At 70.1% G+C, this 13,460-nt stretch carries 12 protein-coding genes; 6 read left to right on the top strand and 6 right to left on the bottom strand.

Annotation, left to right across the window (positions count from 1 at the left end):
• Nucleotides 1-530: 530 nt before the first annotated feature.
• Nucleotides 531-1,883: an MATE family efflux transporter gene (locus ACZ6EM_RS05900; protein WP_465771799.1), complete on the top strand. Its 1,353-nt coding sequence runs from the start codon at nucleotides 531-533 to the stop codon at nucleotides 1,881-1,883.
• 97 nt (nucleotides 1,884-1,980) lie between these two features.
• On the opposite strand, the gene rplI is transcribed toward ACZ6EM_RS05900, so the two are convergent.
• From rplI to rpsF, 4 genes are all read right to left on the bottom strand, one after another.
• Nucleotides 1,981-2,427: a 50S ribosomal protein L9 gene (gene rplI / locus ACZ6EM_RS05895; protein ID WP_359909461.1), complete on the bottom strand. Its 447-nt coding sequence runs from the start codon at nucleotides 2,425-2,427 to the stop codon at nucleotides 1,981-1,983.
• A 17-nt stretch (nucleotides 2,428-2,444) separates the two neighbouring features.
• Nucleotides 2,445-2,681 (bottom strand): 30S ribosomal protein S18, encoded by a 237-nt coding sequence (gene rpsR, locus ACZ6EM_RS05890; protein WP_030059640.1) that lies wholly within the window; start codon nucleotides 2,679-2,681, stop codon nucleotides 2,445-2,447.
• Nucleotides 2,682-2,760: 79 nt separating this feature from the next.
• Nucleotides 2,761-3,372 (bottom strand): single-stranded DNA-binding protein, encoded by a 612-nt coding sequence (locus ACZ6EM_RS05885; RefSeq protein WP_452178195.1) that lies wholly within the window; start codon nucleotides 3,370-3,372, stop codon nucleotides 2,761-2,763.
• A gap of 96 nt (nucleotides 3,373-3,468) precedes the next feature.
• Nucleotides 3,469-3,759, bottom strand: coding sequence for a 30S ribosomal protein S6 (gene rpsF, locus ACZ6EM_RS05880; RefSeq protein WP_188298654.1), 291 nt, complete (start codon nucleotides 3,757-3,759; stop codon nucleotides 3,469-3,471).
• Nucleotides 3,760-4,081: 322 nt separating this feature from the next.
• Here rpsF and ACZ6EM_RS05875 point away from each other — a divergent pair, with 322 nt between their 5' ends.
• The 3 genes from ACZ6EM_RS05875 to ACZ6EM_RS05865 all read left to right on the top strand — a co-directional run bounded on the left by ACZ6EM_RS05875 (nucleotide 4,082) and on the right by ACZ6EM_RS05865 (nucleotide 6,762).
• A complete protein-coding gene (locus ACZ6EM_RS05875) occupies nucleotides 4,082-4,381 on the top strand; it encodes a hypothetical protein (RefSeq protein ID WP_359909468.1) in 300 nt (99 codons plus the stop codon).
• A 214-nt stretch (nucleotides 4,382-4,595) separates the two neighbouring features.
• Nucleotides 4,596-5,714 (top strand): lipid II:glycine glycyltransferase FemX, encoded by a 1,119-nt coding sequence (locus tag ACZ6EM_RS05870; protein WP_359909471.1) that lies wholly within the window; start codon nucleotides 4,596-4,598, stop codon nucleotides 5,712-5,714.
• Between the two features lie 13 nt (nucleotides 5,715-5,727).
• Nucleotides 5,728-6,762 (top strand): alanine racemase, encoded by a 1,035-nt coding sequence (locus ACZ6EM_RS05865; protein ID WP_401055205.1) that lies wholly within the window; start codon nucleotides 5,728-5,730, stop codon nucleotides 6,760-6,762.
• A 1-nt stretch (nucleotide 6,763) separates the two neighbouring features.
• Here the strand turns inward: ACZ6EM_RS05865 and ACZ6EM_RS05860 are convergent, their stop codons facing one another.
• A complete protein-coding gene (locus ACZ6EM_RS05860; protein WP_380541294.1) occupies nucleotides 6,764-8,341 on the bottom strand; it encodes a glycosyltransferase family 87 protein in 1,578 nt (525 codons plus the stop codon).
• A gap of 194 nt (nucleotides 8,342-8,535) precedes the next feature.
• A complete protein-coding gene (locus ACZ6EM_RS05855) occupies nucleotides 8,536-11,004 on the bottom strand; it encodes a transglycosylase domain-containing protein (RefSeq protein WP_401053804.1) in 2,469 nt (822 codons plus the stop codon).
• Between the two features lie 518 nt (nucleotides 11,005-11,522).
• On the opposite strand from ACZ6EM_RS05855, the gene ACZ6EM_RS05850 reads away from it, so the two are divergent.
• Nucleotides 11,523-12,221, top strand: coding sequence for a PadR family transcriptional regulator (locus ACZ6EM_RS05850; RefSeq protein WP_380541288.1), 699 nt, complete (start codon nucleotides 11,523-11,525; stop codon nucleotides 12,219-12,221).
• 126 nt (nucleotides 12,222-12,347) lie between these two features.
• Entirely contained in the window at nucleotides 12,348-13,430 is a 1,083-nt protein-coding gene (locus ACZ6EM_RS05845; RefSeq protein ID WP_401053231.1) for an inositol-3-phosphate synthase, read from the top strand.
• Nucleotides 13,431-13,460 lie beyond the last annotated feature (30 nt).

Genomic DNA, 13,460 nt, shown 5'->3' with positions numbered 1-13,460 from the left:
CCGGGAAGGGGTCCTCGGCGGTCTGCCAGTCCTCCTCCGGCGGCGGGGCGTCGTGGTCGTCGTACTGGGGGCCGGTCACGCGTGTTCCCCGATCAGCGAGTGGTGCGAAGTTGGAGCGGGCTTGCCGGTGGCTGGGTGGAGCGGATCCGCTCCTCTTTGTACGCCACGGCTCCGACAAATCGGACGCCGGTGCGGCGGGAGTGTCGGGCGGAGGGCCCACGCTAAGGCGCCGGACGCCGTTGCGCCAAGGCGGTTATCCACAGGGGGTGTGGATGACCGGCCCTCTCCTGTGGAGAACTGCCGCAAAGCTGTGGACACCCCTGTGGACGTTCCTGTGGATAACCGGACCATCGATCCACCGTCAACCTGTTGACCTGGGATTACCTCGTTCCGGGCCTGTGCATGAGAAATTCTTCACACACCTCCGAACGGCTGTGGGCACAGAGCGGGCGAACCGCACCGCTCAAGATTTCGAGTAATGGTCACATAGCACTTACATCCATTACCTGTGGATGAGTAGCCTGGAGCCCATGACCGCCTCGCCCACGACCCCGGCCCCGGCCCCGGCCCCCTCGCGACGCCGGCACGACCGGGAGATCCTCGCCCTGGCCGTCCCGGCCTTCGGCGCGCTCGTCGCCGAACCGCTCTTCCTGATGGCCGACTCGGCGATCGTCGGCCACCTCGGCACCCCCCAGCTGGCCGGGGTGGGCGTCGCCTCCGCCGCGCTCTCCACCGCGACCGGCGTGTTCGTCTTCCTCGCCTACGCCACCACCGCGGCGGTCGCCCGCCGGATCGGCGCCGGAGACCGCCGGGGCGCCGTGCAGCAGGGCATCGACGGCATCTGGCTCGCCCTGGGCCTGGCCGTCCCGGTCGTGCTCCTCACCCTGCTGCTGGCCCCCTGGGCGGCCGACGTGCTGGGCGCCTCGGCGACCGCCGCGCCGCACGCGGTGACGTACCTGCGGATCAGCTCCCTGGGCATCCCGGCGATGCTCATGGTGCTGGCCGCCACCGGTGTGCTGCGCGGGCTCCAGGACACCCGCACACCGCTGGTGGTGGCCGTCGCGGGCTTCGCCGCCAACATCGGCCTGAACGTCGGCCTGGTGTACGGCGCCGGACTCGGGGTGGCCGGGTCGGCCTGGGGCACCGTGCTCGCCCAGACCGGGATGGCCGCCGCCTACCTGGTCGTGGTGGTCCGCGGCGCCCGCCGGGAAGGGGCCTCGCTGCGGCCGGACACGGCGGGCATCCGGGCCGGCGCCAGGGCCGGCGGCCCGCTGCTGGTCCGGACGGTCAGCCTGCGCGCGGTGCTGATGACCGCCACCGCGGTGGCCGCCCGGCTCGGCGACGACCAGGTGGCCGCCCACCAGATCACCATGACGCTGTTCAACTTCCTGGCCTTCGCGCTGGACGCCATCGCGATCGCCGGCCAGGCCATCATCGGCCGCTACCTGGGTGCCTCGGACGCCCCCGGCGCCCGGGCCGCCACCCGGCGGATGGTCGAGTGGGGCATCGTCTCCGGGCTGGTGCTCGGCCTGCTGGTGGTGCTCGCCCGCCCGCTGTACGTCCCGCTGTTCACGCCCGATCCGGCCGTCCGGGCCCAGCTGGGCACCGCCCTGCTGCTGCTCGCGCTCACCCAGCCGGTGGCCGGCCTGGTCTTCGTGCTGGACGGAGTGCTGATGGGCGCCGGGGACGGGCCGTACCTGGCGTGGGCGGGGCTCGCGACCCTGGCGGTGTTCGTCCCGGTGGCCCTGGCGGTCCCGGCCACCGGCACCGGACTGGCCGGGCTCTGGTGGGCGATGAACCTGTTCATGCTGCTGCGGGCCGGCTTCCTGGCCTGGCGCGCCCGCGGCGGCAAGTGGCTGGTCACCGGGGCGGTGCGCGGCTGAAACGCCTCCGGACGGGACTCCCGCGGGGGTCCCGTCCGGAAATGACCGAGGGCCGGACTCCCGGAGGAGTCCGGCCCTCGGGCCTTGGCTACGGAGCTCAGGCAGCCACGACGGCGACGTCGAGGTTGGCCACGACGTCCGAGTGCAGCTTGACCGAGACCTTGTGGGAGCCCACGGTCTTGATCGGCGAGCCGATCGCGACGGCGCGCTTGTCCACGGCCGGGCCGCCGGCGGCCTTGATGGCCTCGACGACGTCGGACTGGGTCACCGAGCCGAACAGACGGCCGGCCTCGCCCGAGCGGACGGCCAGCTTGACCTGGACGCCCTCGAGCTGACCCTTGACCTCGTTGGCGGCCTCAAGGGTCTGGATGGCGTGGATCTTCCGGGCGCGACGGATGGCGTCGACGTCCTTCTGACCACCCTTGGTCCAGCGGATGGCGAAGCCACGCGGGACCAGGTAGTTGCGGGCGTAGCCGTCCTTGACCTCGACGACCTCGCCGGCGGAACCGAGACCCGGCACCTCGTGCGTGAGGATGATCTTCATTACTTGGTCACCCTCTCTTAGCGCGCGGTGCTGGTGTAGGGCAGCAGCGCCATCTCACGGCTGTTCTTCACGGCCGTGGCGACGTCACGCTGGTGCTGGGTGCAGTTGCCGGTCACCCGACGGGCACGGATCTTGCCGCGGTCGGAGATGTACTTCCGCAGCAGGTTCGTGTCCTTGTAGTCAACGTAGTTGACCTTGTCCTTGCAGAAGACGCAAACCTTCTTCTTCGGCTTGCGAGCAGGCGGCTTCGCCATTGTGTGCTCCATTTGGGGTTCACGGCCCGGCGGGCGTCCGGGGACGCCGGCCGCCGGGCCGCACGAAATCTGTCAGCTCTTAGAACGGGGGCTCTTCCGAGAAACCGCTACCACCGGACGGGGCACCCCAGCCGCCGCCCTGGTTTCCACCGGACGGGGCGCTGGAGGCCCAGGGGTCGTCGGAGGGACCGGACTGGCCGCCACCGGAGTTTCCACCCCAGTTGCCGCCGCCCTGCTGGCCGCCACCGGAGTTTCCGCCCCAGTTGCCGCCGCCCTGCTGGCCGCCGCCCTGCTGGCCGCCGAAGCCGCCACCGGGGCCGCCGGACCGGTTCGCCCGGGTGACCTTGGCGGTCGCCGAACGCAGGCTCGGACCGACCTCGTCGACCTCGACCTCGAAGACCGTCCGCTTCTCGCCTTCCTTGGTCTCGTAAGACCGCTGGCGCAGTCGGCCCTGCACGATGACGCGCATGCCGCGCTGCAGCGACTCGGCCACGTTCTCCGCCGGCTGCCGCCAGACGTTGCACGTGAGGAAGAGGCTCTCGCCGTCCTTCCACTCGTTCGTCTGACGGTCGAAGGTGCGGGGGGTGGACGCGATGCGGAACTTCGCGACCGCCGCACCCGACGGGGTGAAGCGCAGCTCGGGGTCGTCGACGAGATTGCCGACGAGGGTGATGACGGTCTCGCCTGCCATGGTGGTGATGACCTCTCGGGAAGATGTCCGTTCGCCGCTGTTTCACGTGAAACAGCGGACGCGAGCTACCCGAGACCCGAAGGCCTCAGAGGTGGCTCAGTGGGTGTCCGGGCGCAGGACCTTGGTCCGCAGAACCGACTCGCTCAGGCCCAGCTGGCGGTCGAGCTCCTTGACGACCTCAGGCGTGGCCTTGAGGTCGATGACCGAGTAGATGCCCTCGGACTGCTTGTTGATCTCGTAAGCCAGACGGCGGCGACCCCAGGTGTCGACCTTCTCCACCTTGCCACCCGCGTTGCGGACGACAGCGAGGAAGCTCTCGATCAGGGGGGAGACAGCGCGCTCCTCGACCGAGGGGTCGAGGATGACCATCAGCTCGTAGTGACGCATGAGTAACCCACCTCCTTTGGACTCAGCGGCCACGGTCTCTCCGTGGCAGGAGGGTTGTGCGTAGCGTCGGCACCGGAGCAGTGACGACTCCGGCCCACCGTAGCGGCCGGGTCGGACAGTCGGCCCCCTGCTCCACCCGAAAGTGGTCGTCGCCCGGAAGCGGACGCAAAGGGGGCACAACTACACCAGTGCAGACGGCACAGCCTACCTGCACCCGGACGGCCGAACAAAACGCATAGGGGTTGTGAGAGCGACCCAAGCACCGCAATCTGGACGGAACGGGATTCCTGCCCGTTCGTCTCCACGCCAGGAGGTGGGACCCATGGCCCAGTCCGTCCACCGCATGCCCGCCCTCACGCTGAACACCGACGGCCACCCGCACCCCCGCGAGAACACCCTGGTGGGCGTCACCGCCCTGCTGGGCGTGATCGCGTTCACCACCTCGTTCTTCCACAACCTGCACCTGCTGACCTCGTGGACCGGCCTGTTCGGCATCGTCACGGGCCTGTGGGGCATGTTCGTCTCGGTCACCACCGCCGAGCGCTTCGTCCTGATGGTCTCGCTCGGCGCCGCCGCGCTCGGCTTCTACCTCGGCATCGCCCGGGGCGGTCTCTGGGGCTGACCCTCCCCCGCGCCCGCCCCGCGCCGCCGCCACTGGGACCGAGCCCACAGGGCCCGCCCGGAACCCTCGCCGCCCCCGTCGCGTATCTGCAGAGGAGACAGGTACCCGGCGGGGGCGCCGTCGTGCCCACCACGACGGGTGCCCGAGCCCCGGACGATAGGGTCAGCCCGAGAACTGGGGCCACCGCAGCCCGACCGACGAGGAGCACCGAGCAATGAGCCTGCGCCTGAGGACGATCACCCGCGAGGAGCACCTCGCCTTCATCAGGAGCCGCGCCTCGGCCAGCCACATGCAGGTGCCGTCGTGGGGTGACGTGAAGGCCGAGTGGCGGTCCGAGTCGATCGGCTGGTTCGACGAGGCCAACCAGCTCGTCGGCGCCGGCCTGGTCCTGTACCGCCAGCTGCCCAAGCTCAAGCGCTACCTCGCCTACCTGCCCGAGGGCCCGGTCATCGACTGGTTCGACCGCGACCTCGACCGCTGGCTCTCCCCGATGCTGGCGCACCTCAAGTCGCAGGGCGCGTTCTCGGTGAAGATGGGCCCGCCGATCGTCATCCGCCGCTGGAACGCCCCCACCATCAAGGAGGCCATCGCCGCCAAGCAGGCCAAGCGGCTGCGCGACGTCGAGGCCGACTGGTACGAGGCCCGCGCCTTCGAGGTGGCCGACCGGCTGCGCAAGGCCGGCTGGCTCCAGGGCGAGGACGGCGGCGCGGGCTTCGGCGACGTCCAGCCCCGCTACGTCTTCCAGGTGCCGCTGGCCAACCGCTCGCTGGACGACATCCACAAGAACTTCAACCAGCTCTGGCGCCGCAACATCAAGAAGGCCGAGAAGAGCGGCGTCGAGGTCGTCCAGGGCGGCTACGACGACCTGCCGATCTTCCACCAGCTCTACCTGGTCACCGCCGAGCGCGACAAGTTCACCCCGCGCCCGCTGGCCTACTTCCAGCGGATGTGGAAGGCCCTCGTGGCCGAGGACCCGAACCGCATGCGGCTCTACATCGCCTACCACCAGGGCGAGCCGCTGGCCGCCACCACGATGCTCGTGGTCGGCGAGCACGTCTGGTACTCCTACGGCGCCTCCGCCAACCACAAGCGCGAGGTCAAGCCGTCCAACGCCATCCAGTGGCGGATGATGCGCGACTCCTACGCCCTCGGCGGCGGGGTGTACGACCTGCGCGGCATCAGTGACACCCTGGACGAGGACGACCACCTGTTCGGTCTGATCCAGTTCAAGGTCGGCACCGGCGGCCAGGCGGCCGAGTACCTCGGCGAGTGGGACTTCCCGCTCAACAAGCTGCTGCACAAGGCCCTCGACCTCTACATGTCCCGCCGCTGAGGAGGCTGCCCCGATGACGCTGTCGCTCTACCTCGACACCGAACGCTGGCGCACCCACCAGCGCTCCGTCCTCGCCGAGTTCCCCGGCCTGGTGCCGGTCGCCAAGGGGAACGGCTACGGCCTGGGCAACCACCGGCTGGCCGAGGAGGCGACGCTGCTGGGCACCGGGGTGCTCGCCGTCGGTACCGCGTACGAGGCGGCCGACGCCGCCGAGTGGTACGGCGGCGAGCTGCTGGTGCTCACCCCGTACCGGGTCGGCGAGGAGGCGCTGCCGCTGCCGCACGCCCGGGTGATCCGGACGGTGGCCGGCGTGGACGCGCTGCGCGCGCTGCACGGCGCCCGGGTGGTGCTGGAGTGCATGACCACCATGCGCCGGCACGGCGTGAGCGCGGACGACCTGCGCACCGTCGCCGCCGAGCTGGAGGGCGTGAGCTTCGAGGGCCTGGCGCTGCACCTGCCGATGGACCGGCCGGACGGCTCCAACCCCGTCGAGGAGGTCGCGTACTGGGTGGACACCGCCCGGGCGGCCGGCATCCCGGTCCACACCGTGTTCGTCAGCCACCTCGGCGCGGCCGGCCTGGACCAGCTGGCCCAGCGCTACCCGCAGACGGTCTTCCGGGCCCGGATCGGCACCCGGCTCTGGCTGGGCGACCACGCCGCGCTGGAGGTCCGGGCCACCGTCCTGGACGTCACCCAGCTGCGGAAGGGCGACCGCTACGGCTACCGCCAGCACCCGGCGCCCTCCGACGGCCACATCCTGGTGGTCGCCGGCGGCACCGCGCACGGCATCGGCCTGGAGGCGCCCAAGTACGTCCAGAGCATGGGGGCGCGGGCCAAGGGCATCGCCCGGGCCGGCCTGGCGACGGTCAACAAGACCAAGTCGCCGTTCCACTGGGCCGGCAAGCAGCTGTGGTTCGCCGAGCCGCCGCACATGCAGGTCTCGCTGCTGTTCCTGGACGGGGAGACCGAGCCCCCCGCGATCGGCGAGGAGCTCGGTCTCCAGGTCCGGCACACCACCACGCACTTCGACCGCGTGGTGGACCGCTGAGCTACGGCTTCTCGGCCGGCTCCGGCAGTTCGGGCTCGTCGAGCCACTGCCCGGGGCCGGCCGGCGCGTACGCGGCGTAGCTCTCCTCCTCGCGCAGCCGACGGGCGGTGCCCAGCACGGACACGTCCGGGGCGTGGTCCAGCACCCCGCCGGAGGGGTCGTCGCTGCCGTCCCAGCGGACCGGGTCGTGGTCCGGGTGGAGGACGTCGCGGACCACCAGGGCGACCAGGTAGAGCGTGCCCAGCAGGTGCAGTCCGATCGCGAAGTGGTACCAGCCCTCGCTGATCCCGTGCTGCTTGGAGCCGGTGACCAGGCCCAGGTGGGACCAGATGCCCAGGGTGTAGAGCACCTCGCAGGCCTGCCAGATCAGGAAGTCCCGCCAGCGCGGCCGGGCCAGCACCGCGAGCGGCAGCAGCCAGAGCGCGTACTGCGGCGAGTACACCTTGTTGACCAGCACGAACAGCGCGACCACCAGGAAGGCCAGCTGGGCGAAGCGCGGCCGGCGCGCGGCCGAGAAGCCGAGCCACGCTATGGCCAGGCAGCCCAGCACCATCAGCACGCCGATGTAGACGTCGAGGTCGGCCAGCCCGGCGCCGCGGCGCTGCATCAGGATCAGCCAGAACGAGCCGTAGTCCTCGCCGCGGTGCTTGCTGAACACGTAGAAGGTCGACCAGCCCCGCCAGTTGGCCAGCATGATCGGCAGGTTGACCACCAGCCAGGCGCCGACCGCGCCGCCCAGCATCACCCGGAACTCGCGCCACTTGCCGGCCCGCCAGCAGAGCACCAGCAGCGGGCCGATCAGCAGCAGCGGATAGAGCTTGGCCGCGGTGGCCAGACCGATGAAGACACCGGCCCAGCCCGGCCGGGCACCGGCCCACCAGGCCATCGCCACGGCGGCCAGGGCGACCGCGAGCAGGTCCCAGTTGACGGTGCCGTTGAGCAGCAGGACCGGGGCGAGCGCGAACAGCAGCGCGTCCCACGGGCGGCGCCGGTGGGTGCGCGAGAGCGCCACCGCGGCGACCACGGCGCAGGCCATCAGCAGTCCGGCGTTGATCGCCCAGAACCACTGCTCCTGGCTCTGCTGGTCGCCGCCGCCGGGCGTCAGCCAGGCCGCGACCTGCATGAACAGGCCGGTCAGCACCGGGTACTCCAGGTACTGGAGATCCCCCGAGGAGCCCGGGATGCGGTCCACGTACGGGTGCAGCCCGGCCGCGAAGCCGCGTCCGGAGAACAGGTGCGGGATGTCGCTGTAGCAGGCGTGGATGTACTGCGGCGAGCCCGGCTGGAACCAGGCCTGCTCGTAGCAGGGCAGCTTCTGCACCATGCCGAGCACCGACACCACGATCACCGCGAGCGCCAGGAAGCGCGCCGGGATCCACCAGGAGACGCCGAGCAGCGCCCGGCGGCCCGGCGGCCCGCCGAACACCTCGCTGCCGGCCGCCGCCACCGGGTCCTCGTCGGCCGGGACGACCACGGTGTTGACCGGTGGCGCGGCCGTGGCGACGGCTGCCGGGAGGGGCCCTGCGGCGGCGCCGGACCCGACCGGGCCGGCGGTTTCGTCACGATCGCTCGACGTCATGCCGGACATCCTGCCGCACCGATCCCGTCGGGACGAGGAGGCCCCCGCAACGGTCCGCGCCCCCGCACGGCGGGCGGCCCGCCGGTCGCGACGCGACGGCCGGGCCGGAAACGGCGGTGATCCGGACGAAAAACGGCGGTGGCGGCCCTCCGAGGAGGACCGCCACCGCCGTTCGGGGTCGAGCCGGGACCGGGCTACTGCCCGGCTGCCGCGCCCTGTTGGCCGCCGCCGGTGCTGCTCGGCGTCGGCCTGCCGCCACCGCCCGGCTTTCCGCCGCCGCCCGGCGACGAGCTGTCCGTCGGTCCCGGGGGCTGCGTCTGGCAGCCGACAAACGGCAGACAGCTGCCGCCCGGGTGCGGGTTCTTGGTGCTCGACGGGCTGGGCTGGTCACCGGGGCAGTCCACGCCGGGCACGCAGGTCTGGGTGGGCTGCGGCTGCACCGGCGGCTGCGGCGCCTGCGACTGGGGCTGCGCCGGGGCCGTCGGGGTGTCGGCCGTGGTCGGGGTGGCCGTCGCGGAGGCCGTGGACGGCGCACCGGAGGAGTCGACCTCGGTGCCGACCGGCTGCGGGGTCGGGAAGTCCATCTTCTTCTCGTTGGCCAGTGCGGCCCTCATGTACCGGGTGAAGACGTCGGTCGGGATGTCACCACCGTGGATGGACTCCTTGCCGCCGGTCCCGTTGAGCGACTGCCGCTCGTGCTTGGTCGGGTCCTCGCGCCACATCGCGACGCTGGTCACCAGCTGCGGGGTGTAGCCGACCCACCAGGCCGACTTGTTCTGGTCGGTGGTACCGGTCTTGCCGGCCACCGGGCGGCCCAGGTCCTTCGTCTTCTTTCCGGTACCGTTCACGGCCACGTTCACCAGCACGTCGGTGACGTTGTCGGCGACGGCCGGCTCCAGCGCGACCTTGGGCTCCTTCTTGCCGAAGCCCGGGCGCTCCACGCCGCTCACCTCGACCTTGGTGACCGAGTACGGCTCGGCCTCCTTGCCGCTGGCCGCCAGGGTGCCGTAGGCGGTGGCCATCCGGATCGGGCTGATGGTGGAGGTGCCGAGCGGGAAGGTCGCCGTCTTCGGGTCGGCGAGGCTCTCCTTCTTGACGCCCATCTGCACCGCGATGTCGGCCACGTTCTGGCCGCCGACGTCCTGGTTGAGCTGGACGAAGGGCACGTTGTACGAGTACTGCATGGCCTGCCGCAGTGAGACGTAGCCGCGCTTGCCGGAGTCCTCGTTCTTCTGCCGGTACGGCTTGCCGTCGTCGCCGATCACCAGCGAGCCGTCCGGCTTGCGGATCTCGGACATGTCGTCGGCCAGGTACCGGCTGTCGGCGTTGATCCGCTTCGGCTTGCCCTTGTCGTCCTTCGCGGTCTGCACGCCGGTCTGCATCGCGGTGGCCAGCACGAAGGGCTTGAAGGTCGAGCCGACCTGGACGCCGGTGGCGTCGGCGTTGTTGTCGAAGTGGCCGTTCTCCACGCCGTCGCCGCCGTAGAGGGCGACGATCGCGCCGTCGCCGGGGCGGATGCTGGCGGAGCCGAACTGGATGTTGGTGTCGTTGTCCGGCCGCTTCTGCGGGTTGAGGTTCTCCGACTTGACGGCGTCGACGGCGCTCTTCAGCGCGTCGACCTTGTCCTTCTCGAAGGTGGTGTAGATCTTCAGGCCGCCCCGGTCGATCATCTGCGGGGTGATCGACTTGTCGGTGGCCATCACGTACTTGTTGGCGGTGTCGACCAGGTAGCTGATCTCACCGTTCATGTTGGAGCTGGGCTTCTGCGGGATCGGGTCCGGGAACACGTTGCACTTGGCGCGCTCGTCCGGGGTGATGGCCTTGGTGTCCACCATCTGGTCCAGGATCCAGCTCCACCGGCCCTGGGCCCGTTCCTTGTTGTCCGGGTTGGTGGGGTCGTAGTACGCCGCACCCTTGAGCAGACCGGCCAGCATGGCGCTCTGGCAGACGTTGAGGTCCTTGGCGTCCACCCCGTAGTACGCCTGGGCGGCCGCCTGGGCGCCGTTCGCGCCGCGGCCGAACCAGCTGGTGTTCAGGTAGCCGGTGAGGATCTCGGGCTTCTTCTTCTCCTGGTTGATCTTCAGCGTGATGAAGAACTCCTTCACCTTGCGGCTGAGGGTCTGTTCCTGGCTCAGGTAGGCGTTCTTCACGTACTGCTGGGTGATCGTCGAGGCGCCCTGGGTCTCACCCCCCTTCGCCATGTTCCAGACGGCGCGGAGCATGCCCTTGGGGTCGATGCCGCTGTCGGTCTGGAAGCTCTTGTTCTCCGCGGCGATGACGGCGTTCTGGAGGTTGGGGCTGATGTCCTTGAGCTCGACGATCTGACGGTTGGTCTGGCCCTTGCGGGTCATCTCCGTGTTGTCGGCCCAGTAGTAGATCGTGTTCTGGTTCTGCACCAGATCGTTCAGCTCCGGGACCTTGGTGCTCTGGTACAGGTAGAACACCAGGCCGACGAAGCAGCCGAAGACCAGCAGGAAGCCGCTCAGCCACTGCTTCCAGGACGGCAGCCAGCGCCGGATGCCGCTCTTGCCGAACCGCGGGTAGTCGATGAAGCGCTTCTTGCCGGGGCCCGCGGCCACGGCGGCGGAGGCCGCGGCGTCACCGCGCCGGCCGCCCCCCTTGCCCTTCTTCTGGGCAGCCTTGCGCATCTCCGCACGGGTCATCCGGGGCTGTTGTGCGGTCTCCCTCACCCCCGAGGGGCGGCGTCGGCCGACGCCGTCCGAGCTCAGCTCGTCGGGCTCCGACCCACCTCCCCGACGGCCGCCGCCTCCCGGGGGCTGCTGCCCGTCACCGCCCGGGTTGGGCGTCCTTCGCCGTCGCTCGCTCATCTTCCAGCCACTCCTCGCCAGGCGTTTCCAGCCTGAAGGCAGGGTTCACGTCCGATGCCCGCAAACCGCCCTGATCCCGGAGGTGGTCCTCGTGCACACGCGACAGCGTACGCAGCACGGATATACAACTAATCGGACATCAGTTGCCAATGACCGCAAAACGGCAACAGATCATTACACGCCCGTTGCCAACCTCACCTGCGCGTCGGCTTGTGATCACATTCACGCGTGCCCCCCTTGCTCGTTCCGAGGGCCGGGTTTACTGTTCTCGATATATCGAGCCGATACATCGAAGCGGCATACCGCCGGATGCGGCGGCCGGACGGACACCGAGAGGGAGGAGGACGAAGGCCATGGGCAGACGCTCAGGAGTGCTGGAGTTCGCCGTCCTCGGACTGCTCCACGACGCCCCGATGCACGGCTACGAGCTGCGCAAGCGGCTGAACATCCTGCTCGGCACGTTCCGGGCGCTCTCCTACGGAACGCTCTACCCCTGCCTGAAGAGCCTGGTCGCCCAGGGCTTCCTGGTCGAGGACAACCCGGACGTCGAGTACGTCCCGGCCACCGCGCTCAACGGCAAGCGGTCCAAGATCGTCTACCGGCTCTCCGCCGAGGGGAAGCAGCGCTTCGAGGAACTGCTCGCCGACTCCGGCCCGGACGCCTGGGAGGACGAGCACTTCGGCGTGCACTTCGCCTTCTTCGGCCAGACCGACCGGGCCGTGCGGATGCGCGTCCTGGAGGGGCGCCGCAGCCGGCTGGAGGAGCGGCTGGAGCGGATGCGCAACTCGCTGGCCCGCGCCCGCGAGCGGTTCGACGACTACACCGTCGAACTCCAGCGGCACGGACTGGAGTCGGTGGAGCGCGAGGTCCGCTGGCTCAACGAGCTGATCGAGACCGAGCGGTCCAACCGCACCGGTCGGGCCGGCTCCGACGCCGGCGGCCCCGCCGCCGGCCCCCACAAGACTTCGGACGGCCGTGGCCAGGAGGACGGGTCCCAGGACCCGCCCGGGCCACCGTACGACCGCCCGGGGCGCTCCGCCCAGGAGCGCTGACACCGCGCCAGCCCTGTGCCGCGCGGCAGGATCGGGCGCCTCGCGCCCGTACATGCAGTCATCGAAGAAGCAGGACGAGTTCCGCCGACCCCGGCGGTCCTCATGAGATCACAGGGAGCAACCGGAATGGGTTCGGTTCGCGTAGCCATCGTGGGCGTGGGCAACTGCGCCGCGTCGCTGGTGCAGGGTGTCGAGTACTACAAGGACGCCGACCCGGCCGGCAGGGTCCCCGGGCTGATGCACGTCCAGTTCGGTGACTACCACGTCCGTGACGTGGAGTTCGTCGCCGCCTTCGACGTCGACGCCAAGAAGGTCGGCTTCGACCTGGCCGACGCCATCGGCAACAGCGAGAACAACACCATCAAGATCTGCGACGTGCCGCCGACCGGCGTGACCGTCCAGCGCGGCCACACCCTCGACGGCCTGGGCAAGTACTACCTGGAGACCATCGAGGAGTCGGACGAGACTCCGGTCGACGTCGTCCAGGTCCTCAAGGACCAGCAGGTCGACGTCCTGGTCTGCTACCTGCCCGTCGGTTCCGAGGACGCGGCCAAGTTCTACGCCCAGTGCGCCATCGACGCCAAGGTCGCCTTCGTGAACGCCCTGCCGGTGTTCATCGCGGGCACCAAGGAGTGGGCGGACAAGTTCACCGAGGCCGGCGTGCCGATCGTCGGTGACGACATCAAGTCCCAGGTCGGCGCGACCATCACGCACCGCGTGATGGCCAAGCTGTTCGAGGACCGCGGTGTCATCCTCGAGCGCACCATGCAGCTGAACGTCGGCGGCAACATGGACTTCAAGAACATGCTCGAGCGCGAGCGCCTGGAGTCCAAGAAGATCTCCAAGACCCAGGCCGTCACCTCGCAGATCCGCGACCGCGAGCTGGGCGCCAAGAACGTCCACATCGGTCCCTCGGACTACGTGGCCTGGCTGGACGACCGCAAGTGGGCGTACGTCCGCCTGGAGGGTCGCGCGTTCGGCGACGTCCCGCTGAACCTGGAGTACAAGCTGGAGGTCTGGGACTCCCCGAACTCCGCCGGTGTCATCATCGACGCCGTCCGCGCCGCGAAGATCGCCAAGGACCGCGGCATCGGTGGCCCGATCCTGTCGGCCTCCTCGTACTTCATGAAGTCCCCGCCGGTCCAGTACTTCGACGACGAGGCCCGCGAGAACGTCGAGAAGTTCATCCGCGGCGAGGTCGAGCGCTGAGCGGCTGACCGCTCACGGCTCGCACAGCCG

This window comes from Kitasatospora sp. NPDC041917 (genome assembly GCF_055589745.1).
Note: the sequence above shows the minus strand (reverse complement) of the source record. Positions and strands in the feature narration are given on the sequence as shown.